The sequence below is a fragment of the Burkholderia mycopellens genome, assembly GCF_964265025.1.
GTDB lineage: Bacteria > Pseudomonadota > Gammaproteobacteria > Burkholderiales > Burkholderiaceae > Burkholderia.
Window position 1 is genome coordinate 2392550 of sequence record NZ_OZ183802.1, and the last position, 21238, is coordinate 2413787.

Annotated in this window: 23 protein-coding genes; 8 read left to right on the forward strand and 15 right to left on the reverse strand. The window is 64.8% G+C overall.

The window, feature by feature from the left end:
• Positions 1-541 precede the first annotated feature (541 nt).
• From ACPTTC_RS11000 to ACPTTC_RS11045, 10 genes are all read right to left on the reverse strand, one after another.
• Positions 542-1222: a recombinase family protein gene (locus ACPTTC_RS11000; RefSeq protein WP_423392504.1), complete on the reverse strand. Its 681-nt coding sequence runs from the start codon at positions 1220-1222 to the stop codon at positions 542-544.
• Positions 1223-1684: 462 nt separating this feature from the next.
• A complete protein-coding gene (locus ACPTTC_RS11005) occupies positions 1685-2827 on the reverse strand; it encodes a tyrosine-type recombinase/integrase (protein ID WP_423392505.1) in 1143 nt (380 codons plus the stop codon).
• Between the two features lie 315 nt (positions 2828-3142).
• Complete coding sequence (locus tag ACPTTC_RS11010; protein ID WP_006486249.1) at positions 3143-4525, reverse strand: replicative DNA helicase; 1383 nt, start codon at positions 4523-4525, stop codon at positions 3143-3145.
• Between the two features lie 140 nt (positions 4526-4665).
• A complete protein-coding gene (rplI, locus tag ACPTTC_RS11015; protein ID WP_175955935.1) occupies positions 4666-5118 on the reverse strand; it encodes a 50S ribosomal protein L9 in 453 nt (150 codons plus the stop codon).
• A gap of 27 nt (positions 5119-5145) precedes the next feature.
• Positions 5146-5421: a 30S ribosomal protein S18 gene (gene rpsR / locus ACPTTC_RS11020; protein ID WP_006486248.1), complete on the reverse strand. Its 276-nt coding sequence runs from the start codon at positions 5419-5421 to the stop codon at positions 5146-5148.
• Positions 5422-5425: 4 nt separating this feature from the next.
• Positions 5426-5725, reverse strand: a complete 300-nt coding sequence (priB, locus tag ACPTTC_RS11025; RefSeq protein WP_011657069.1) for a primosomal replication protein N — start codon at positions 5723-5725, stop codon at positions 5426-5428.
• Between the two features lie 40 nt (positions 5726-5765).
• The gene (rpsF, locus tag ACPTTC_RS11030) at positions 5766-6140 is read right to left on the reverse strand and encodes a 30S ribosomal protein S6 (protein WP_006402295.1); all 375 of its coding nucleotides are present in this window, start codon (positions 6138-6140) and stop codon (positions 5766-5768) included.
• A gap of 242 nt (positions 6141-6382) precedes the next feature.
• Positions 6383-7279, reverse strand: coding sequence for an anti-sigma factor family protein (locus ACPTTC_RS11035; protein ID WP_423392506.1), 897 nt, complete (start codon positions 7277-7279; stop codon positions 6383-6385).
• Positions 7269-7910 carry an RNA polymerase sigma factor gene (locus tag ACPTTC_RS11040; protein ID WP_423392507.1) on the reverse strand — a complete coding sequence of 214 codons (642 nt, stop codon included), beginning with the start codon at positions 7908-7910 and terminating at the stop codon, positions 7269-7271. Before ACPTTC_RS11040 ends, ACPTTC_RS11035 begins: the two co-directional genes overlap by 11 nt.
• A 178-nt stretch (positions 7911-8088) precedes the next feature.
• The gene (locus ACPTTC_RS11045; RefSeq protein ID WP_226196958.1) at positions 8089-9000 is read right to left on the reverse strand and encodes a LysR family transcriptional regulator; all 912 of its coding nucleotides are present in this window, start codon (positions 8998-9000) and stop codon (positions 8089-8091) included.
• Between the two features lie 172 nt (positions 9001-9172).
• Between ACPTTC_RS11045 and gcl the strand changes: the two genes are divergently transcribed.
• The 5 genes from gcl to lysM all read left to right on the forward strand — a co-directional run bounded on the left by gcl (position 9173) and on the right by lysM (position 13664).
• Complete coding sequence (gene gcl / locus ACPTTC_RS11050) at positions 9173-10948, forward strand: glyoxylate carboligase (RefSeq protein WP_175955927.1); 1776 nt, start codon at positions 9173-9175, stop codon at positions 10946-10948.
• A 43-nt stretch (positions 10949-10991) separates the two neighbouring features.
• On the forward strand, positions 10992-11801 hold the full coding sequence (hyi, locus tag ACPTTC_RS11055; RefSeq protein ID WP_423392508.1) for a hydroxypyruvate isomerase: 810 nt from the start codon (positions 10992-10994) through the stop codon (positions 11799-11801).
• Positions 11802-11827: 26 nt separating this feature from the next.
• Entirely contained in the window at positions 11828-12736 is a 909-nt protein-coding gene (locus tag ACPTTC_RS11060) for a 2-hydroxy-3-oxopropionate reductase (protein WP_423393350.1), read from the forward strand.
• Positions 12737-13057: 321 nt separating this feature from the next.
• On the forward strand, positions 13058-13228 hold the full coding sequence (locus ACPTTC_RS11065; RefSeq protein WP_226196949.1) for a hypothetical protein: 171 nt from the start codon (positions 13058-13060) through the stop codon (positions 13226-13228).
• Positions 13194-13664, forward strand: a complete 471-nt coding sequence (gene lysM / locus ACPTTC_RS11070) for a peptidoglycan-binding protein LysM (RefSeq protein WP_021162125.1) — start codon at positions 13194-13196, stop codon at positions 13662-13664. Before ACPTTC_RS11065 ends, lysM begins: the two co-directional genes overlap by 35 nt.
• 98 nt (positions 13665-13762) lie before the next feature.
• Here lysM and ACPTTC_RS11075 read toward each other — a convergent pair whose 3' ends face one another.
• Complete coding sequence (locus ACPTTC_RS11075) at positions 13763-14785, reverse strand: asparaginase (protein WP_423392509.1); 1023 nt, start codon at positions 14783-14785, stop codon at positions 13763-13765.
• A gap of 274 nt (positions 14786-15059) precedes the next feature.
• On the opposite strand from ACPTTC_RS11075, the gene ACPTTC_RS11080 reads away from it, so the two are divergent.
• The 3 genes from ACPTTC_RS11080 (at position 15060) to ACPTTC_RS11090 (ending at position 16888) form a co-directional block, all read left to right on the forward strand.
• Positions 15060-15350 (forward strand): PsiF family protein, encoded by a 291-nt coding sequence (locus ACPTTC_RS11080; protein WP_226196945.1) that lies wholly within the window; start codon positions 15060-15062, stop codon positions 15348-15350.
• 270 nt (positions 15351-15620) lie between these two features.
• Positions 15621-16070, forward strand: a complete 450-nt coding sequence (locus ACPTTC_RS11085) for a hypothetical protein (RefSeq protein ID WP_423392510.1) — start codon at positions 15621-15623, stop codon at positions 16068-16070.
• A gap of 230 nt (positions 16071-16300) precedes the next feature.
• Positions 16301-16888, forward strand: a complete 588-nt coding sequence (locus tag ACPTTC_RS11090) for a BPSL1445 family SYLF domain-containing lipoprotein (RefSeq protein WP_039367021.1) — start codon at positions 16301-16303, stop codon at positions 16886-16888.
• A gap of 105 nt (positions 16889-16993) precedes the next feature.
• On the opposite strand, the gene ACPTTC_RS11095 is transcribed toward ACPTTC_RS11090, so the two are convergent.
• The 4 genes from ACPTTC_RS11095 to ACPTTC_RS11110 form a co-directional block, all read right to left on the reverse strand.
• Positions 16994-18058 carry a glycosyltransferase family 4 protein gene (locus tag ACPTTC_RS11095; protein ID WP_423392511.1) on the reverse strand — a complete coding sequence of 355 codons (1065 nt, stop codon included), beginning with the start codon at positions 18056-18058 and terminating at the stop codon, positions 16994-16996.
• Between the two features lie 254 nt (positions 18059-18312).
• Complete coding sequence (locus ACPTTC_RS11100) at positions 18313-19488, reverse strand: AAA family ATPase (protein WP_423392512.1); 1176 nt, start codon at positions 19486-19488, stop codon at positions 18313-18315.
• A gap of 30 nt (positions 19489-19518) precedes the next feature.
• Positions 19519-20691, reverse strand: coding sequence for a mechanosensitive ion channel family protein (locus ACPTTC_RS11105; protein WP_423392513.1), 1173 nt, complete (start codon positions 20689-20691; stop codon positions 19519-19521).
• A gap of 89 nt (positions 20692-20780) precedes the next feature.
• Complete coding sequence (locus tag ACPTTC_RS11110) at positions 20781-21137, reverse strand: Rap1a/Tai family immunity protein (protein WP_059506076.1); 357 nt, start codon at positions 21135-21137, stop codon at positions 20781-20783.
• Positions 21138-21238: the final 101 nt, after the last annotated feature.

Below are 21238 nucleotides of genomic sequence, written 5' to 3' on the forward strand. Positions count from 1 at the left end.
CCATCGCACAAGCGACGCTGATGCGATCACTGTCGGAGTGAACAGGCACCAGCGCAGTAAATAGAGCATCCGTTTGCCATGGCGGGCGGGCGTGCACACGCCCACGCCTGCGTAGCGCTTGTCTATTTTTTGCGCGAACAGTGAGCACACGTGGCGGCGGACCGGCGCACGCTCAACGGACGCACCGCAGGTGTGTATTTTCGGCACACGTGCAGTGAGTATTCCGTCGTGCGCGGGTACACACTGTGTAATTATCAGCGGTGCGCGAGCACAGGTCGACGCGGCTCAAATGATCAAAACCCGCCCGTAGCGCTCGAATATTCAATCGGTCGGCGCACAATCGTCAGGCGCTTCGACCACCCCGGCACGCGAAGGCCATCGGAAATTCTGCTCATTTCGGGCTGACGAGTGGTCGCCGGGGATAGCTTGCTGCGCCCTTTTCGTTCGTGCAGCCAATTCGGGCGACGCCCGTAAATAACGACAGCACCACTGCTGCACCATACGCGCTCGATGGCTCACCGTCGCGCGCCTTGCGGGATGATCACGCGGCCAGCTTGATTTCTGCCTGCTGCAAACCGTTGATGCGGGTGACGAGCCGCTGCACCTGTGTCAGTGACCAAGCACCTCCGCGTGCCGTGCGAATTTGCAAACGGTTCAATTCGTTCACGATTGCGCGACGCGTCAGCCCATCGGCGATAAACCCCCGCACAACGCGTGATAGACCAACCGCGAACTCGTTGGCTGCCTGTTCACGTGCTGCGATCACAGGTTGCAAGTTTGCGAACCCGGCCTGACCAAGCTTCACGCCGCGCGCCTTCGCAGCTGCGAGCGCAGCCTTCGTCCGAGCGCTGATCTGATCGCGCTCCCACTCGGCCATAACGGAGAACATCTGCAGCATGACCTTGTTCGCGTGCGGGTTGTCAGCCGCAACGAAATCGGTGCCTGCCTCGATCAGCGACGACACAAAGGCGGTGGACCGGCTCAAGCGGTCAAGCTTCGCAATTACGAGTGTCGCCTTTTTCTTCTTGCACATTTCCAGTGCTGCGCGAAGTTGGGGACGCTCGTTGTTTTTACCACTTTCGACTTCGGTAAATTCCGCGATTGGTGTGACGCCATTCAGGTAGCGAGTGACCAAATCCTTCTGCGCATCAAGGCCAAGCCCCGAAACACCCTGCTTGGCCGTCGACACCCTAAAGTACGTGACTACCTTCCCGGAAATCATTGCTGACGCCCTCGTTGTACACAACAGCTAATGTTCGTTTCGTATATGTACAAGTTTAGGGAAATGCGGAGACGTTTACAACAGACATTTCTGAACGGGAAGGCTCTCAGCGGCGAACATAGAAAGCCATTGACGTTTCGCATAGAAGCTGCTAACCGAAATCGGGGGTATTAAAATACCCACTTGCGCGCCTCACACATGGTGCTGATGAATATTCAAAACTTTCACGAAAAATACGTAGCCACCCCGCAACTCATGTTGGAGTGGCGTTTTTCGGAATTTAAGAAGTGGTTTTTCGTCGGCCGCCACAAAATGTCATGCCCCCAATGCTTGACATAACTTGCACCGTGCCGCCGCGACGTGGATCACGCTCCGCTCCGCGCCCGTTGATCTTTGTGGTTGGCAATTCCGATGACCACAGTTATCAATACGGGTTTTTTCCAGATGCCAGTCCTTCACTCTTTACAGAATGGAAATCCGGTTAAGGCGTTCGACAATATTGTCCGTCAACGTGCCGTAGTTCGATTGAATAATTTCGACGCTAGTACCCGTCAATTCTGCGACCGTATACACATCGACCCCCTGCGCGATTGCCTCGCTGATGTACGTGTGGCGCATACAGTAAAGGACGGCATCCGGCAGGCTCGCCTTTTCCCGAACCTCCCTGAACATTCGCCCCCAAACAGGAGCGGTCCAACGCTGGAGGTCTGCCGTAGCGAGTAAGGGCGCATTTCCGATCTTGTCCTTTGCCTGCATCGTGAAAAACTTGCATGCTTGATTCGACAATGGCACGTCACGGCGCCCTGTTTTACCGTTGAGTGCGAGAAGGCCTGCTTCCCGGTTAAAATCCGCGACATTTGCGCTGGCGATTTCGCCCGGACGAGCACCAATTAATAGTAGCGCTGTCGCAAGCGTACGTAAATCACCCGGCATCGTGTCGAGCAAGCGATTGCGCTGTTCAGCTGTCAACCACCCCTTCCGGCGTGAGGCAACGTCAGGAAACTGATTAATCTCCTTCCAGCCCGCATCACTTAGAACAAGTTTGAGTCGATCCTTTCCATAATTGAAAGCGGCTTTTAATGATTTAAGGTTTCTATTTACGGAATCCTTAGCCCGATTGTACGTTTCTTCGTCCTCGGGGTCATCATCATCCAACTGACCATTGCGCCATTTTTCAACATCGATGGGGCGCAGTTTCGAAAATAAAATCGCACCAATTGGTTTTCCATAAACCAAGCGCTCAAATCTCTTTTGCGCGTCGTAGGCAGTTTTCTCCCCCTTCTCGACGCGACGGTTCTCTACATACAAACGGCACACGTCTGCAACGGTCGAAATGCGTTTGTCGTGCTGCACGCCCGACGCCAGTTCATCTGCCCATTTTTCGGCCAACTTCCGTGCGGTGTCATATTCGAGAACATCATCTCCAAATGACTTGAACTGATATTTCCGATTGTCGTCCTTGCGTCGGCCGATCCATGTGCCGCCCCCGGTTTCGGATTTTCGATACCCGACACCCACGCCTTTGCTGATTCGATCCCAATACGGTTCGCGACGCGGCGCGAGCTTCGCACGTGCCGCCTTCGACCGGATACTTTCCTTCGTCACCGCGCCCCCTCGCATGAAGTCCGTACGGATTTTATACGAATTCTCACCACCGGACGACCCCGGACGGGAACGGAAAATAATTCCAAACAATCAATGGTTTACCGATATTCCCCGGACTTCATCAAACACTGCTGGACGTTATTTTTTGCCCTCGGTGGGCATGAATCGACCGAACATGGGATTCCTGAGAGATTGTCAAACTACTGTCACGAAAACGGGCGACATTGTACCGTTTTCGGTCGCGCCGCGACGCGCGCACATGCGCGCGCCGGGATTGGATACAACGTTTGGCGATTTAGGGCTTTACAACCGGCGTTACTCGCCGTAGAACGTCTGCGCCCCTGCAAAGTTATCGAACTTCGTGTATTGCCCCAGGAACGTGAGCCGAACAGGGCCGATCGGACCGTTACGCTGCTTGCCGATGATGATTTCGGCCGTGCCCTTGTCGGGGCTGTCCGGGTTGTAAACTTCGTCACGGTAAATGAACAGGATCACGTCCGCGTCCTGTTCGATTGCGCCCGATTCGCGCAAATCCGACATCACCGGACGCTTGTTCGGACGCTGTTCGAGGCCACGGTTAAGCTGCGACAGCGCGATCACCGGCACGTCGAGCTCCTTCGCCAGGCTCTTCAGCGATCGCGAGATTTCCGAGATTTCGGTCGCGCGATTCTCGCCCTGCGACGAACCCGACATCAGCTGCAGGTAGTCGACGATGATCAGGCCGAGCTTGCCGCACTGCCGTGCAAGACGCCGCGCGCGCGAGCGCAATTCCATCGGATTCAGGCCACCCGTTTCGTCGATGAAGAGCTGCGCCTCGCTCATCTTCTGCACGGCGTGCGTCAGTTTCGGCCAATCTTCGTCCGTCAGGCGGCCCGTCCGCATCCGGTGCTGGTCGAGCCGGCCGATCGAGCCGAGCATACGCATCACGAGCTGGGTGCCCGGCATTTCCATCGAGAACACCGCGACCGGCAGCCCGTACTCGACCGCCACGTATTCGCCGATGTTCATCGAGAACGCCGTCTTACCCATCGACGGACGCCCTGCGACGATGATCAGTTCGCCGCCATGCATGCCGGACGTCATCCGGTCGAGGTCGACGAAGCCCGTCGGCGTGCCCGTGACGTCGCTCGGGTTCGCCGTGTGGTACAGCGTATCGATGCGCTCGACGACCTGCGTGAGCAGCGGGCCGATCTCGAGGAAGCCCTGGTTGCCGCGCGCGCCCTCTTCGGCGATCGAGAACACCTTCGACTCCGCCTCGTCGAGCAGCTGGCGGACTTCCTTGCCCTGCGGGTTGAACGCATCGGCCGAGATTTCGTCGGCAACCGACACGAGCCGGCGCAGCACCGCGCGGTCGCGCACGATTTCCGCATAGCGGCGGATGTTCGCCGCGCTCGGCGTGTTCTGTGCGAGGGCGTTCAGGTACGCAAGCCCTCCGACGTCGTCGGCCTTGCCGGACGTGGTCAGCGCTTCGTACACGGTCACGACGTCGGCCGGGCGCGTCGACGCGATCAGGCGACCGATGTGCTCGTAGATGATCCGGTGGTCGTAGCGGTAGAAATCACCCTGCGACAGGAAGTCGGCAATCCGGTCCCAGGCCGCGTTGTCGAGCAACAGGCCGCCGAGCACCGATTGTTCGGCTTCGACCGAGTGCGGCGGGACTTTCAGCGATTCGATTTGAGGATCTTGCGGCGCGTTCATGGGTTGGGATTATCGCGAATAACCTACGACGACGCCAGAGACAGTCGCCGGCGAGCGGGCAATAAAAAAGGCAGGCCCCGGTTGCCCGGACGCCTGCCCTTGTCCGGACGACGGAAGCCGCCCGGAAAGCTTGCGTACGCTTACGCGTGGTCGCCGATCACGTTGATCGTGACGTCGACGATGACGTCCGTATGCAGCGCGACCTGAACGTTGTGCTCGCCGATCATCTTCAGCGGGCCTTCCGGCATGCGAACTTGCAGCTTCTCGACTTCGAAACCTGCCTTCTTCAGCAGTTCCGCGACGTCGCCGTTCGTGACCGAGCCGAACAGACGGCCATCAACGCCCGACTTCTGCGTGATTTCGAACGACTGGCCGTTCAGCTTCTCGCCGACTGCCTGCGATGCCGCCAGCTTTTCAGCGGCGATCTTTTCGAGTTCAGCGCGGCGAACTTCGAATTCGGCGATCGCTTCCTTCGTTGCACGGCGAGCCTTGCGGTTCGGGATCAGGAAGTTGCGAGCGTAACCGTCCTTGACCTTGACGATGTCGCCGAGGTTACCCAGATTGGCGACTTTTTCCAACAGAATGATTTGCATTCGAATTCTCCTTATTGCGTCGCCTGATTACGCCTTGTGCTGATCGGTGTACGGCAGCAGCGCGAGGAAACGCGCACGCTTGATGGCCGTATCCAGCTGACGCTGATAGTGCGCCTTCGTACCCGTCAGACGAGCCGGCGTGATCTTGCCGTTTTCGCCGATGAAGTCCTTCAGCGTTTCCGTGTCCTTGTAGTCGATCTGCTCGACGCCTGCAGCCGTGAAACGGCAGAACTTCTTGCGCTTGAAGAGCGGGTTTTGTTGCTGACGACGCTTGTCGAATTTCTTACCAGTCGGGCGGGGCATGATTTCAGTCCTTTCCAATGTCCTGCAATGCTGTGATGTGAAACACCAAGGTTCTCGCGTTGCGGCTCTTCTTTGCCAGGAAGCCCGTGAACAGCGTTTCGACGCCCATTTCACGACTTTCCAGCCTGCCGCTCGCCTCACCGGCCGCCACCGCCTCGATCGTCATTTCGACCTGACGGGGAATGCCTGCTTCGACGACTTCCGTGCGGTGATGCAATGTGGCGCTTGCGATCGGAACACCAGCCGGCGTATATCGCACCGGCGCGCGTTCGACGACGCTTGCCGTCAATTGCAACCTGTTCACGTGAGTGACGCGCTCCTTGATGGCTTAATGAATGACGAACTTAAGCCTGCGCTTCGGTCGGCTGAGCTGCAGCCGCCTTCTTGGCTTCTTCGCGCTGAACTTCCTTCATCATCGGCGACGGGCCGGTTTCGGCCTTCTTCATCTTGACGATGAGGTGACGCAGCACGGCGTCGTTGAACTTGAACGCGTGTTCGAGTTCGTCGAGCGTCGTCTGGTCGCACTCGATGTTCATGCAGACGTAGTGAGCCTTCGCGAGTTTCTCGATCATGTAGGCCAGTTGGCGACGGCCCCAGTCTTCGACACGGTGGATCTGACCGCCGTGCGACGTGATCGTGGTCTTGTAACGCTCGATCATCGCGGGCACTTGCTCGCTTTGATCGGGGTGCACGATGAATACGATTTCGTAATGACGCATTACACACTCCTTGTGGATTGAAGCCACCCGGGCGTCTGAACCGGTGTGGCAAGTGAGAAGCCGAAGATTCTAACCCGGATACGGGGCGCATGCAAGGCCAATCGACGATTCGCGCGCGGATTCGGCCATGTTTTCAAAGACTTGAAGAGGCGAACCCGCGCGGGCGGGCCGCGCTTCGGCTCTTTTCCTGGTCAGGGTCGAAACAGAAGCGCGCGGCGGGCCCTCCTCCCGCCGCCGCGCGCTCATTCGGTGCGCGTACCGGCGAGCCGCGCATCGAGCGCGGTCCTGAACGCCGCGAGCGCCGGCGGCTCGGCGTCGGTCACGGCCCACCACGTCATCCCGGCCGCGTCCCAACGGTCGAGCGCATAGCCCTGCGACACCGTCGCGTACGGCGTGCCCGGCCCTTCGCCGGCCGGCCGCACGTAGACGTCGATCACGTGCTGCCGGTAACGGTAGACGAGCACCGCGACGCGGCGCCGCCCGACGTAGTCGAGCCGGCCGCCGACCAGCGCGAAGCCGTCCGCCGCGAGATCCTCGACCGGCGGCGCATAGTCGAGCCGGCCGTTGAACCACGGCTTGACCGTGTGCCGGTCGGTCGAGATCACGTCGATGTCGCGCGCCGACAAGTCGGCCCGCACGTGGCTCGACACGAGTTCGTCGACCGTGCGGTCGGTGTCGGCGTGACGCGCCGACAATGCCATCCCGCCCGCCGCCGCGAGCGCCACCAGCAGCGCGACACCCCAGCCGAGGCCGGGCAGCGCGGCGACCCGCGGCCCCGCACCGGCAGGCGCCGGGCGTGCCGCTGCGCCTTGATCCGTCAGCCACGCGAACCAGCGGCGGCTACGCGGACGCGGCTGCGGCCGTGACCGCGGTTCGGGCTGCGGCTCCATCCGCGCCTGCTCGCGTGCAGGCGCATCGGCCGCTGCCGGCAGGCTCGCGAGGATGCTCGCCCGCAGCGCATCCGGCGCACGGTGATAGTCGGCCTGACGCACGGCCTGAACCAGCGTGACGATCCGCGCGCGTTCACGGCGGCACGCTTCGCACCCTTCGACATGCTGCTGGACCCGCAACGCGTCGGGCGCCGACAGCTCGCGGTCGACGTCCGCGTCCAGCAACGCTCGCGCTTCGTTACAGTCCATCGATAGCCTCCGATGCGGTTCCGCCCGCCGGCGTACGGCCCGGCCTGCCTTCGGCCGCCGGTGCCGGCGCGCCGCCCAGCAGCGCGGCGAGCTTGCGCCGGCCACGTGCGAGCCGCGACATCACCGTGCCGACCGGCACATCTGCGATCGCCGCGATCTCGCGATAGCTCAGGTCTTCCATCTCGCGCAGCACGAGCACCTCGCGGTATTCGGGCGGCAGCTTCGCGAGCGCTTCATTCACGAGCCGCACATTCTCGCCGCGCAGCAGGTGCGCGAGCGGATCCTCGGTCGCCGGTTGCCAGTCGTCGGGCACGTCGGTGTCGTCGAGCGTGTCGGGCAGCGCGACCTCGTGTGCATGCGTGCGGCGCCGCCATTCCGTGTACCAGGTGTGGCGCACGATCGTCAGCAGCCACGGCCGTGCGTTGTCGCCGCGACACGAATCGACGAAGCGCAGCGCGCGCATGCACGCGTCCTGGACGACGTCGTCCGCATCGCTGGCGCTGCCGCTCAGCCAGCGCGCGAGGTTGTACGCGGCGTCGAGATGCGGCAGCACGAGCGCGCGAAACCGCTCGCCGCGCGCCACCGCGTCGTCCGCCGACCGCTCATCGACCGCCTGTCCGGCTTGCCCCACATGGCCTCCCTGGTCCCGGCGGCCGAAGCCGCGCCCGTTGCGCGCACGGTACCCGGACAGACCGGCAACGCGCGCGCTCGATGACATTACCGTCGTTGCGTCGAGTTTATTCCCGCGCCGCGCGCCCGAAGCGTAAAAAAACGCCGGGCGGCCCGGTGGCCGGGGCCGATCGCGCCGGTTACGGCGTGGTGTTCCAGTAGCCGGGGCTCGCGTAAGCGGCGCGCAGGTAGTCGATGAAGTAGCGCACGCGTGCCGGAACGTAGCGCTGCTGCGGGTAGACCGCGAGGATGTCGTAGTCGGGCAACGCATACTCGTCGAGCACGGTCTCGAGCTCGCCCGTCTCGAGCTGCGCGGCGATTTCCCACGTCGAGCGCCAGCCGAGCCCGAGGCCCTCGGCCACCCAGCGGTGCAGCAGTTCGCCGTCGTTGCAGTCGAGATTGCCGGCCACGCGCATCGTCGCGATCTTGCCGTGGCGCTGGAAATACCAGCCGCGGTTCTGCCCGCCCTGCAGGTTGAACGCGAGGCAGTTGTGCTTGAGCAGGTCGTCGAGCGACTTCGGCCGGCCGTGCCGGCGGAAATACTCGGGCGTTCCGCACACGACGCGCCGGTTCGATGCGAGCTTCACCGCGACGAAGTTCGGATCGACTGCGCCGCCGATCCGGATCGACAGGTCGTAGCCTTCGCGTACGAGATCGACGACGCGGTCGGTCAGGTTGAACGACAGCTGCATCTCGGGCTTGTCGGCCAGAAAGCCGGGGGCGTGCGGCGCGACGTGCTTGCGCCCGAACGCGGCCGGCGCGGACACGATCAGGTGCCCGCTGACCGCACGGCGCCCGGCGGCCAGCTCGTTCTCCGCCTGGTCCCATTCGGACAGGAGACCGCGGCAACGCTCGAGGAACGCGGCGCCCTCCTCGCTGACCACCAGGCGCCGCGTCGAGCGGTACATCAGCTTCACGCCGAGACGCTTTTCGAGCGCGTCGATGCGCCGCCCGAGCACCACCGGCGACACGCCCTCCTCGAGCGCTGCCGCCGCAAGGCTGCCGGCATCGGCCACCCGCACGAACGTCTCGATCTGCTTGAAGCGATCCATCTCCCGTCTCCGTCTCTGTTCCGGCACCGGCGAACAGCCTCGCCCAGCCGTCATTCCATACTTTTAGTTTCGAAAAAAGCGACTTCGGCGGATCTTATCAAACCTTTCCTGCATCCCTAAAGTGTCCCCAACAGACCCATTTGCAAGATCCACCCCATTCAAGGAGACATTCATGGCCAAGATGAGAGCCGTCGACGCCGCTGTGCTCGTGCTCGAGAAAGAAGGCATCCAGACCGCGTTCGGCGTGCCGGGTGCGGCGATCAACCCGTTCTACTCCGCGATGCGCAAGTCGGGCGGCATCAGCCACGTGCTGGCACGCCACGTCGAAGGCGCGTCGCACATGGCCGAAGGCTTCACGCGTGCGGCCCCGGGCAACATCGGCGTGTGCATCGGCACGTCGGGCCCTGCCGGCACCGACATGATCACGGGCCTGTATTCCGCATCGGCCGACTCGATTCCGATCCTCGCGATCACCGGCCAGGCACCGCGTGCCCGCCTGTACAAGGAAGACTTCCAGGCCGTCGACATCGAATCCATCGCCAAGCCCGTCACGAAGTGGGCCGTCACCGTGCGCGAGCCGGCGCTCGTGCCGCGCGTGTTCCAGCAGGCATTCCACCTGATGCGCTCGGGCCGTCCGGGCCCGGTGCTGGTCGACCTGCCGATCGACGTGCAACTCGCCGAAATCGAATTCGACATCGACACGTATGAACCGCTGCCGGTCTACAAGCCCGCGGCCACCCGCGCGCAGATCGAGAAGGCGCTCGCGATGCTCAACGACGCGGACAAGCCGCTGATCGTGTCGGGCGGCGGCGTGCTCAACGCGGCGGCCGAAGACCTGCTCGTCCAGTTCGCCGAAACGATCGGCGTGCCGGTGATCCCGACGCTGATGTCGTGGGGCGCGATTCCGGACGACCATCCGCTGATGGCCGGCATGGTCGGCCTGCAGACGTCGCACCGCTACGGCAACGCGACGATGCTCGCGTCCGACTTCGTGCTCGGCATCGGCAACCGCTGGGCGAACCGCCACACGGGCAGCGTCGAGGTCTACACGAAGGGCCGCAAGTTCGTGCACGTCGACATCGAGCCGACGCAGATCGGCCGCGTGTTCGGCCCGGATCTCGGCATCGTGTCGGACGCGAAGGCCGCGCTGGAACTGTTCGTCGCCGTCGCCCAGGAATGGAAGGCCGCCGGCAAGCTGAAGGACCGCAGCGCATGGGTCTCGGAATGCCAGGAACGCAAGCGTACGCTGCAGCGCAAGACGCACTTCGACAACGTGCCGGTCAAGCCGCAGCGCGTGTACGAAGAGATGAACAAGGTGTTCGGCCGCGATACGTGCTACGTCAGCACGATCGGCCTGTCGCAGATCGCCGCCGCGCAGTTCCTGCACGTGTTCAAGGCGCGCAACTGGATCAACTGCGGCCAGGCCGGCCCGCTCGGCTGGACGATTCCCGCCGCGCTCGGCGTGCGTGCGGCCGACCCGAGCCGCCCGATCGTCGCGCTGTCAGGCGACTACGACTTCCAGTTCATGATCGAGGAACTGGCCGCCGGCGCGCAATTCAAGCTGCCGTACGTGCACGTCGTCGTGAACAACTCGTACCTCGGGCTGATCCGCCAGGCGCAACGTGCGTTCGACATGGACTACTGCGTGCAGCTCGCGTTCGACAACGTGAACGCGCCGGAACTGAACGGTTATGGCGTCGACCACGTGGCCGTCGCGGAAGGCCTCGGCTGCAAGGCGCTGCGCGTGTTCAAGCCGGAAGAGATCGAGCCGGCACTGCGTCAGGCGCAAACGCTCGCGGAGGAGTTCAGCGTGCCGGTGGTCGTCGAGGTGATCCTCGAGCGCGTGACGAACATCTCGATGGGCGCCGAAATCGACGCGATCAACGAATTCGAGGATCTCGCCGAGAAGGCCGAGCACGCGCCGACCGCGATCTCGATGCTCGACTGAACCGCACGACATTTTTGACTGACCGACCGAAGAGGCTTAGCTCATGCCGAAGTTTGCTGCAAACCTGACCATGCTGTTCAACGAAGTGCCGTTCCTCGACCGCTTCAAGGCGGCCGCCGACGCGGGCTTCGACGCCGTCGAGTTCCTGTTCCCGTATCCATACGCGAAAGAGGAACTCGCGGAGCGGCTCGAGACGCATCGCCTGCGCCTCGTGCTGCACAACCTGCCCGCGGGCAACTGGGACCAGGGCGAGCGCGGCATCGCGTGCCTGCCCGACCGCGTCGGCGAATTCCAGGAAGGGGTCGGCCGGGCGATCGAGTACGCGAAGGCGCTGAAGGTGCCGCAGCTGAACTGCCTCGTCGGCATCCCGTCGGCCAGCACGGCGCGCGACAAGACGTTCGTCACGATCGTCGACAACCTGCGCTTCGCCGCCGACGCGCTCAAGCGCGAAGGCATTCGCCTGCTCGTCGAGCCGTGCAACAGCTTCGACATCCCGGGCTTCGCGCTGAACCGCTCGTCGGAAGGGCTCGACGTGATCCGCGCGGTCGGCTCGGACAACCTGTTCCTGCAGTACGACATCTATCACATGCAGCGCATGGAAGGCGAACTGGCCGCGACGATCGAACGCAACCTCGCATCGATCGGCCACGTCCAGCTCGCGGACAACCCGGGCCGTAACGAGCCGGGCACGGGCGAGATCAACTACACGTTCCTGTTCGCACTGCTCGACCGGCTCGGCTACAACGGCTACGTCGGCTGCGAATACAAGCCCCGCACCACCACGACGGAAGGCCTCGGCTGGCTGCAAGGCGTCGCCGGCTGCGCACCGGGCTCCGCGCGTCGCGCGGCCTGAGTAGCGCCCTTCCCGTTTTCAGCCCCATAGGAGACTTTCACATGGCAACCATCGGTTTCATCGGCCTCGGCATCATGGGCGCGCACATGGCGCGCAACCTGCTCAAGGGCGACCACCAGCTCGTCGTGAACGGCGCGTTCCCGATCCCGGACGACCTGCGCACGAGCGCGAAGGTCGTCGCGAACTCGACCGAAGTCGCACGGAACGCGGACATCATCATCTCGATGGTGCCGGATACGCCGGACGTGCGTAACGTGCTGTTCGCCGACGACGGCGTCGCGAAGGGCCTGACGGCCGGCAAGCTCGTGATCGACATGAGCTCGATCTCGCCGCTCGACACGCAGGAATTCGCGAAGCAGATCAACGCACTCGGCTGCGACTACCTCGACGCGCCGGTGTCCGGCGGCGAAGTCGGTGCGCGCGAAGCGACGCTGACGATCATGGTCGGCGGCCCGGAAGCGGCCTTCGAGCGCGCGAAGCCGCTGTTCGAGAAGATGGGCAAGAACATCACGCTCGTCGGCGACAACGGCGCGGGCCAGACCTGCAAGGTCGCGAACCAGATCATCGTCGCGCTGAACATCGAGGCGGTCGGCGAAGCGCTGCTGTTCGCCGCGCGTTCGGGCGCCGATCCGGAGCGCGTGCGCCAGGCGCTGATGGGCGGCTTCGCCGCATCGCGCATCCTCGAAGTGCACGGCGCGCGGATGACGAAGCGCACGTTCGATCCGGGCTTCCGCATCGAACTGCACCAGAAGGACCTGAACCTCGCGCTCGACGGCGCACGCAAGCTCGGCCTCGCATTGCCGCACACGGCGAGCGCGCAGCAGCTGTTCAGCGTGTGTGCATCGCACGGCGGCAAGGCATGGGATCACTCGGCACTCGTGCGTGCGCTCGAGATCATGTCGAACTTCGAGATCGGCCAGACGCCGGACGCTTGACGCGGCTGCGGCGATGCGCGTTTCCGCTGCGATGGCGGAGGCGCGCGACAGACATACGTGACCGGCCCGGCCGGTCGCATCGATGCGCGGCACATTCGCGCATCACGGTGGGGCGCCCCGCCCTGCACTGCCAACGGCATGCGGAACGGGGCGAAAAACGCCGCTCTGGGCTGAGAGCGGCGCGGTGGGGTCCGCAGCGGCACCCGGCGACGCCGGGGAAGCCTTGGTCGGTCAGACGTCGTCGTCGGGTGTCCGCCTGTCGGATTTCGCGTATTACATTTCTTTACGTTCAAGCGTGCGATTTTTCATGCAATCGTCGTCATGAACGCCTACACTTTCGCCACGCCTTTCGAGAAAACCGCCGCGCTTGCGGTCACTTCGGTGACCGCGCCCAGCGCGGTGTTTTTTTCGCCACTTCATGGCGCGTTTTCTTTTCAACCACCAAAGGAGTGCAACGATGGGTCTTCTTTCGTTTATCAAAGAGGCGGGTGAAAAACTGCTGGGTCATGCCGATGCGCAAGCAGCGGAAGATCCGAATGCCGCAAACCAGACCGCGGCCGATGCCATCAAGAACTACATCAACACGCAGGGTCTCGATACGTCGAACCTGACCGTCGCGTTCGACGGCGCATCGCGCACCGTGACGCTGTCGGGCAGCGTCGCCGACCTCGACACGAAGGCCAAGGTCAAGGTCGCGGCCGGCAACGTGCAGGGTGTCGCGGGCGTCAACGACGACGATCTGCAACCGGACGATCCGGAAGTGCAGTACCACGACGTGAAGCCGGGCGACACGCTGTCGGCGATCGCCAAGGAAGTCTATGGCGACGCGAACAAGTACCCGGCGATCTTCGAGGCGAACAAGCCGATGCTGTCGAGCCCGGACCGGATCTACCCGGGCCAGAAGCTCGTGATTCCGCCGCAGTCCTGAGCATTGCCGCCGGACTGATACGACAAAAGCAGGCCATCGGCCTGCTTTTTTCATGGTGACGCGCGGCGGCGGCCCGGGCTGCGCGATCAATCCGCCGGTTACAACGTATCGAACATGCGTTGCAGTTCGTCGCGGCCATGAATGCCGTTCGCGAGCGCGAGCATCAGCAGCACGCGTGCCTTGAACGGGTTCAGCGACCCTGCGCTCACGAAGCCGAGCGCATCGTCGTTCGCGGCGCCGTTGCGCATCACGTGCCCCGACCCGACGCGCGACGCGCGAACCACTGCAACACCTGCGTTCACCGCATCGGCCAGCGCCGCCTGCAGCGTCGCATGGATCGAGCCGTTGCCCGTGCCCGCGACGACGAGTCCGCGCACGCCGGCCGCGACGAGCGCGTCGACAGCCGTCCGCGTCACGCCCGCGTAGCTCGCGACAACTTCGACGGGCGGCCACGCGGCGGCGATCGCCAGTTGCGTGTCGCGCGAACGCGTGACGCGGCGCGCGAATTCGACCCGGCCATCCTGCACCCAGCCGAGTGCGCCGAGTTCCGGCGACTGGAACGCGTCGACCGCATAGGTGCTCGTCTTCACGACGTCGCGCGCGCCGTGGATCCGGTTGTTGAACGCGACCAGCACGCCCTGCCCGCGCGCGGACGGATGCGCGGCCACCGTCACGGCGTTCAGCAGGTTCAGCGGGCCGTCGGACGACAGCGCGGTCGCCGGGCGCATCGCGGCCGTCAACACGACCGGCTTGTCGCCGTTGACGACCAGGTGCAGCGCATAGGCGGTTTCCTCGAGCGTGTCGGTGCCATGGGTGATCACGATGCCGTCGACCGCCGGATCGGCCATCAGCGCGTCGATCCGCGCGGCGAGCGTATTCCACAGCGGCGGCGCGAGATCCTTGCTGTCGATGCTGGCGATCTGCTCGGCGTCGATGCGCGCGATGGACGCGAGCGCCGGCACCGCGTCGACCAGCAAATTGACGCCGAGCGCGCCGGCCTGGTAGCCGGCCGTGCTGGCCGCGTCGGGCGCGGCGCCGGCGATCGTGCCGCCGGTGGCGAGCACGGCGATGCGCGGCAGGGCCGCCGCGGACGAACGGAATGCGAAATTCGGAGTATTCATGGCCGCGATTGTAAAGGCTTGCGGCCGGGATCCGGCAGGTTCCGGTACGGTGACCGAGGCTGGCCGCCGCACATCATCATGGTTTATCCCGATCGTCCGGCACCACGTGCCGTCAACGGCCGTGGTGTCCGCAACGTTATAGAAAGTGCCGTTTTGGTGTTTTCACATTGATTTGCCATAATCGGAGCGCGCTGTGCGATGCGGCCCCAACTTCATTGCGCGGTGCTTCGTGACGGCGTCGATAACACGCAATTCACCCCATGGGAGTGTCGAAATGAAAATCCAATCGCTCGTAGCCGCAGTGCTTCTCGGCGGCATGCTGGCTTCCCCCGCGTTCGCGGCGAACAGCCAGCAGGACAAGATGAAAGCCTGTAACACCCAGGCAACCGGCAAGACGGGCGACGAACGCAAGGCGTTCATGAAGGACTGCCTGTCGGCGAAGCCCGCGAAGGCAATGTCGCAGCAGGACAAGATGAAGGCGTGCAACACGCAGGCCACCGGCAAGAAAGGCGACGACCGCAAGGCGTTCATGAAGAGCTGCCTGAGCAGCCAGCCGGCAGCCTGAGTTCCGGCGCTCCCGTATCGAATGCCGCGCACCGCTTCGGCGGGCGCGGCATTTTTGTTTTCGTTGCACGCGCATCGACGCGCCCCGCCCCCGCGCTTTTACCACGCCACCTGCCCCGCTTTCCCGGCTTGCCGTACCGGCGCCGCCACATGGTGCGGCAATTCGCCGCGTTTTCTTCTATGATGGCTGCAACGCGGCCCATCCAAGTACAAGAAGCGCCATCGGGCCGCCCTCGAGACAGACGCGCACGCGCGTCAAACGGAGGCATGGATGGCATGGAGACAACACCGCTGGTTCCGCCGCTGGCTGATCGTGATCGTATTCTGGGCCGTGCCCGTTGCGATCGTCGCCGTGCGCGAAATCCGCGAGGAAATGGCGTACAACAAGGCGGACCTGCAGCTCGCGCTGACCACCTGGCAGCTCACCGACGCGCAGCAGGGAACCGACGCCGCCGCGAAGTGCCACGGGGATCCTGACGAGGCGCGCGCGGCCGGCTGCCCGGCCGACGTGCTCGCCGCCAATGCACCGCGCCAGCAGGCGGCCCGCGACGAATACGTGGTGCGTCGCAGCACGCTCGCGAGCTACCTGTGGCACGCGTTCGTCGGCTACTGGGTCGTGCCGGCCGCGTTCCTGTTCGCGTGCGGGGTCGTGATCGCGCTGATCCGCCGCGCGCTGCGCCGCCCCCCGATCAAGCCGCCTGTTCCGCCCGTCACGCACTGATGCACGCGGCAGGCGCCGCAGTCCGATCGACCACCGTGTTTCCCGCATGCCGACGTGACGTCGCCATGCGGGCGCCGGTTCGTCCGTTGGCGCGCCGCGACATCCTCGAGCGATTTGACGCTTTTTCACGTCGCAACGAAAAGAGGCTGTAATCCGCTGTGATATAACTGCCGACGTGATCCGCTCCCTGAGCGAGACTCACTCCGAACATCATCCGATGGAGAAGAACGATGCAAAAACGGAATCTTGTGCTGAAAGCCGCCGCTGCGCTCATCGTCGGTAGCCTCGCGCTCACCGGTTGCACCACCACCCCGGACAAGCCGGACAACGCCGCAACGAACGCGTCGAAGCGCCAGGCAATCGACTCGAGCGTCGACGCCACGCTGTCGCGCATGTACTCCACGGTCAAGGGTTCGCGTGAACTCGTCGCGAAGTCGCGCGGCGTGCTCGTCTTCCCGGACGTCATCCAGGCCGGCTTCATCGTCGGCGGCCAGTCCGGCAATGGAGCACTGCGCGTCGGCGGCAGCACGGTCGGCTACTACAACACGTCGTCGCTGTCGGTCGGCCTGCAGGCCGGTGCACAGTCGAAGGCGATCGTGTTCCTGTTCATGACGCAGGAAGCGCTCGACGAATTCCGCGGCTCGGACGGCTGGGCAGCCGGCGCCGGCGCGTCGGTCGCGCTCGTGAAGATGGGCGCGAACGGCGCGGTCGACACGACCACGGCCACCGCACCGGTCCAGGTCGTCGTGCTGACGAACGCGGGCCTGATGGGCGACGTATCGATCAACGGTACGAAAGTCACGAAGCTGAAGATCTGACGCTGGCGCACCGCCCGTGCGCGCGGCGCGCGGGCGATGCGCAAACGGCGATGTCCTTGCGGGCATCGCCGTTTTTTTATCCGCGCGCGCCGTGCACCGCGCGCGTCAGGTCGTCGAGTCGATCACCTTGAAGCGCGAGCGTTTCTGCGCACGGATCACCGACTGGTAGACGTCGACATACTGCTGCGCCATGCGGCGCGACGTGAAGCGCGCCTCGAAGCGCTGCCGCACGCGCGCACGCGGCAGCAGGTGCAGCCGGTTCACGGCGGCCACCGCGCTGATTTCATCCTCGACGATGAAACCCGACACGCCCTCGTCCACCACTTCGGGCACTGCGCCGCGATTGAACGCAATCACCGGCGTGCCGCACGACATCGCCTCGATCATCACGAGGCCGAACGGCTCCGGCCAATCGATCGGAAACAGCAGCGCATGCGCACCCGACAGGAATTCGGCCTTCTGGTGATCCGCGATCTCGCCGATGAATTCGACGTGCGGCAATGCGAAGAGCGGCTTGATCTCGCGCTCGAAGTATTCCTGGTCGGCCGCGTCGATCTTCGCGGCGATCCTGATCGGCAGCCCGCACTGGCGGGCGATGCGGATCGCCGTGTCGACGCGCTTCTCCGGCGAGATGCGGCCGAGGAACGCGAGGTAGCGCGGCTCGACCGGCTGCGGCATGTACAGCGTATCGGGCAGCCCGTGGTAGACGGTCGTCAGCCATTTCGCCTGCGGCAGCGGCTGGCGCTGCGAGTTCGAAATCGAGATCACCGGCGCCGTGTTGAACGTGTCGAACACCGGCTGCTGCTCGGGCAGGTCGAGCCGGCCGTGCAGCGTCGTCACGTAAGGCGTCTCCTGCCGGTTGAAGACCGAGAACGAGTAGTAGTCCATGTGGAAATGGAGCACGTCGAAGTCCATCGCCCGGCGCGCGACCGTCTCCATCAGCAGCATGTGCGGCGCGACCCGGTCGCGGATCGACGCGTCGAGCCGCAGCGCGCGCGGCCAGACCGCCTCGAGCTTCGCCCGCGTCGTCGAATCGCCGCTGGCGAACAGCGTCACATCATGGCCGAGCTCGACGAGCGCCTCGGTGATGTAGGACACGACGCGCTCCGTGCCGCCGTACAGCTTCGGCGGCACCGATTCGGTCAGCGGCGCGATCTGGGCAATTCTCATGGTCCACGTCTCCTGTGTCCTGTCCGTTGCGGCACGGCCGGCGGGCCTCTACGCTTTCGCGCCCCGCTCGCCCCCATGCGGCGCATGGCCGGCACGGGGCCAGCCGGATATCCCTTCATTATTCGCGATCCCGGTGCCCGGAACCGCCCGTCTTTCATTTTATGGAAGTTGTTACAGGCAGGATACATTCCGCCAGTCGGGCCGATCCGCCCCTTGATGCGACGATCGAGCCCGGACGCAGGCCACCCTGCCTGTCAGCGCGACGGCCACTTCCATGCCGGCAGGTCGCGCGTCTCGGCATCGACGAGCCGCGTCGCACCGAGCTGCTTGTCGAGCACCAGCGATTCGCAGCCGGCCTCGCGCTCGAGCGTCGCGATGAGCCGCGCGGCGTGCGACACGACGAGCACCTGCGAACGCTGCGCCGCCTGCGCGATCAGGCGGCCGAGCGCCGGCAGCAGATCGGGGTGCAGGCTCGTCTCCGGTTCATTCAGCACCATCAGCGCCGGCGGCCGCGGTGTCAGCAGCGCAGCCGCGAGCAGCAGGTAGCGCAGCGTGCCGTCCGACAGCTCGGCCGCCGCGAGCGGCCGCAGCAGCCCCGGCTGGCGCATCAGCACGTCGAAGCGGCCACGGCCGCCCGGATTGTCGATCTCGATCGACGCACCGGGAAACGCGTCGTCGAGCGCCGCATCGAGTGCCGCGCCGTCGCCGATTTCGCGGATCGTCTGCAATGCGGCGGCCAGGTCGGCGCCGTCGTCCGCGAGCACCGGCGTATGGGTGCCGATGTGCGACTGCCGCGCCGGCGCCTGCGCATCGGTCCGGAAGTGATCGTAGAAGCGCCACGAGCGGATCCGCTCGCGCACCGCGATCATCTCGGGCGCGCCGGTCGGATCGGCGAATTCGGTCATCATGCTGTCGAAGCTGGCGACCGGCTGCGGAATCGTCCGCCATTCGCCCGACGCGGTGCGCGCGCGGATCTGCGCGCCCTGCCGGTCGACCAGCAACGTCGACGGGCGTAACGGCGTGCCGCCCCAGATGCACTCGCGCTTGACCACCGGATCGAGCGAGAACTGCGATCTGCTCGGGATCGGCATGCCGAGATCGATCGAATACCCGAAATCGTCGCAGGCAAAGCCGAGCTTCAGGCTCACGGGCCCCTTGCGCACCGTGCCGGTAACCGGTGCATCGCCGTCCAGCATCGCCCGGGAGAAACGCTCGGGGCCGGCCCACAGCGTCGACGGCAACCCGCCTTCGCGGGCGAGCGAAGGGATCACGCGCCCCTGCGCGGTATCGGCGAGCAGCCGCAGTGCACGGTACACGCTCGACTTGCCGCTGCCGTTCGGCCCCGTGACGACGTTGAGCGCCGCGAGCGGCACGATCAGCTCGCGCAGCGAGCGGTAATTGGCGATGGCGAGCGTGTTCAGCGCGGTCATGACGAGGGACGGTGAGCATGCGGGCCGCTGTCAGCGGCCTTCGGTGGCCCGCGGGTCGGCCGCGGTATGGGCCGCCGTACTGGCGGCAGGCGACCGCGCGTGCGGCCGTTCGGGATTCGGCGCATTTGGCGCGGAATCATGCGGATACAGTTCCATCCGGCTGCGCGGCAGGCATTGCGGATAGCGGTCCTGCAGGTAGGCGATCAACCCTTCGCGCACGCGGCAGCGCAGGTCCCAGCATGAAGACGAATCGGCCGCGCTGACGAGCGCGCGCAGTTGCATCGTGCGTTCCGTCGCGTCGGTCACCTGCAGCACCTGCACGCGACCGTCCCACTCGGGTGCCGCGTGGACGAGCCGCGCGAGTTCCTCGCGCAGCGGCGCGAGCGGCGTGCGGTAGTCGACCGACAGGTAGACCGTGCCGATGATTTCCGAGCTGTTGCGCGTCCAGTTCGTGAATGGGTTCTCGATGATCCATTGCAGCGGCACGACGAGGCGCCGCTGGTCCCACAGCCGCACCGACACGAACGAACCGGTGATTTCCTCGATGCGCCCCCACTCGCCCTGGATCACGACGACGTCGTCGAGCCGGATCGGCTGCGTCAGCGCGATCTGCAGCCCGGCAATCAGGTTGCCGAGCACCGGCCGCGCGGCGATACCGGCGACCAGGCCCGCAACACCGGCCGACGCCAGCAGGCTCGCGCCGACCTGGCGCACGTTCGGGAACGTCATGAGTGCGGCGCCGGTGCCGATGATCACGATCAGCACCATCACCGTCCGCACGAGCACCTTGGCCTGCGTATGGATGCGCCGGGCCTGAAGGTTGTCGGCCGTATCGATCGGATGCGCCTGGATGATGGCGTCGCCGACGCCGGCCGCGAGCCGCACCAGCAGCCACGTGAGCGAAATGATGGAGCCGACCGCCGCCGCCGTGCGCATGCCGCGCACGAACGACATGCCGTCGTCGGCCTGGACCCACAGGAATTCGAGCGCCAGCAGCGCGAGCACGACGAGCGACGGCCTGTCGATGTAGCGCAGGATCGCGCTCATCAGCGGATACGGCTGCGCGATGCGCTTGACGATGCGTGCGCCGAGACGGTGCACGACCGTGACGACCAGCAAGACGATGACGGACACGGCCAGCGTGCCGAGCCATGAATGCAGCGGCGCATCGGTGATGCGCTGCAGTTCCTCGATTGAAATCATCGGCGCCCGTGGGTTATGAGGCGCGTACGCCTCGTCCTGGATGCGTCGGCGACGCCCGGGCCACGCGCGGGCCCGGACACGGCGTCAGGTCAGCTGCCGCTCCTGCAGGGAAACGCCTTGCCGAGACCGAGCGATACCGCGGTGCTCGCGTTGTAGTCGGCCAGCTTCGGATTTTCCGCGATGTACTTGCGCACCGCGTCGGTCATCTGCTGCGCCCGGATGTCGGGCGGCAGGCAGAAATACTGGCCGACCCGCGGCCCCGTCGTGCCGCCGATCGCGTCGATGGTGTTGTAGACGCCGTCGGCAGCGCCTTCGATGTAGGCCGCGCACGACGCCCGCGATTTGACGTCCGTCTTCGCGCACAGCCGGTCGAGATCAGCGCCCGTGAAAGCCGCCGCCGACAACGGCACGGCAAACGCCGCGGCACAAAACATTGCGCGCAACATGGTGTTCCTTATGTCAATGCGGCCCGAGACCGCCTGCTGCCTTGGCCGGCGCGGCGCCGGGACGCCCTGCGCCGGCCGGAATCCGGCCGGGCGGGCACCGT

Coding starts and splice junctions, on each gene's coding strand:
- ACPTTC_RS11000 (WP_423392504.1), bottom strand. CDS start 1,222: ATGATTTCCGGGAAGGTAGTCACGTACTTTAGGGTGTCGACGGCCAAG.
- ACPTTC_RS11010 (WP_006486249.1), bottom strand. CDS start 4,525: ATGAACGCGCCGCAAGATCCTCAAATCGAATCGCTGAAAGTCCCGCCG.
- rplI (WP_175955935.1), bottom strand. CDS start 5,118: ATGCAAATCATTCTGTTGGAAAAAGTCGCCAATCTGGGTAACCTCGGC.
- rpsR (WP_006486248.1), bottom strand. CDS start 5,421: ATGCCCCGCCCGACTGGTAAGAAATTCGACAAGCGTCGTCAGCAACAA.
- rpsF (WP_006402295.1), bottom strand. CDS start 6,140: ATGCGTCATTACGAAATCGTATTCATCGTGCACCCCGATCAAAGCGAG.
- ACPTTC_RS11035 (WP_423392506.1), bottom strand. CDS start 7,279: ATGGACTGTAACGAAGCGCGAGCGTTGCTGGACGCGGACGTCGACCGC.
- ACPTTC_RS11045 (WP_226196958.1), bottom strand. CDS start 9,000: ATGGATCGCTTCAAGCAGATCGAGACGTTCGTGCGGGTGGCCGATGCC.
- gcl (WP_175955927.1), top strand. CDS start 9,173: ATGGCCAAGATGAGAGCCGTCGACGCCGCTGTGCTCGTGCTCGAGAAA.
- hyi (WP_423392508.1), top strand. CDS start 10,992: ATGCCGAAGTTTGCTGCAAACCTGACCATGCTGTTCAACGAAGTGCCG.
- ACPTTC_RS11065 (WP_226196949.1), top strand. CDS start 13,058: ATGAACGCCTACACTTTCGCCACGCCTTTCGAGAAAACCGCCGCGCTT.
- lysM (WP_021162125.1), top strand. CDS start 13,194: ATGGGTCTTCTTTCGTTTATCAAAGAGGCGGGTGAAAAACTGCTGGGT.
- ACPTTC_RS11075 (WP_423392509.1), bottom strand. CDS start 14,785: ATGAATACTCCGAATTTCGCATTCCGTTCGTCCGCGGCGGCCCTGCCG.
- ACPTTC_RS11080 (WP_226196945.1), top strand. CDS start 15,060: ATGAAAATCCAATCGCTCGTAGCCGCAGTGCTTCTCGGCGGCATGCTG.
- ACPTTC_RS11085 (WP_423392510.1), top strand. CDS start 15,621: ATGGCATGGAGACAACACCGCTGGTTCCGCCGCTGGCTGATCGTGATC.
- ACPTTC_RS11090 (WP_039367021.1), top strand. CDS start 16,301: ATGCAAAAACGGAATCTTGTGCTGAAAGCCGCCGCTGCGCTCATCGTC.
- ACPTTC_RS11095 (WP_423392511.1), bottom strand. CDS start 18,058: ATGAGAATTGCCCAGATCGCGCCGCTGACCGAATCGGTGCCGCCGAAG.
- ACPTTC_RS11100 (WP_423392512.1), bottom strand. CDS start 19,488: ATGACCGCGCTGAACACGCTCGCCATCGCCAATTACCGCTCGCTGCGC.
- ACPTTC_RS11105 (WP_423392513.1), bottom strand. CDS start 20,691: ATGATTTCAATCGAGGAACTGCAGCGCATCACCGATGCGCCGCTGCAT.
- ACPTTC_RS11110 (WP_059506076.1), bottom strand. CDS start 21,137: ATGTTGCGCGCAATGTTTTGTGCCGCGGCGTTTGCCGTGCCGTTGTCG.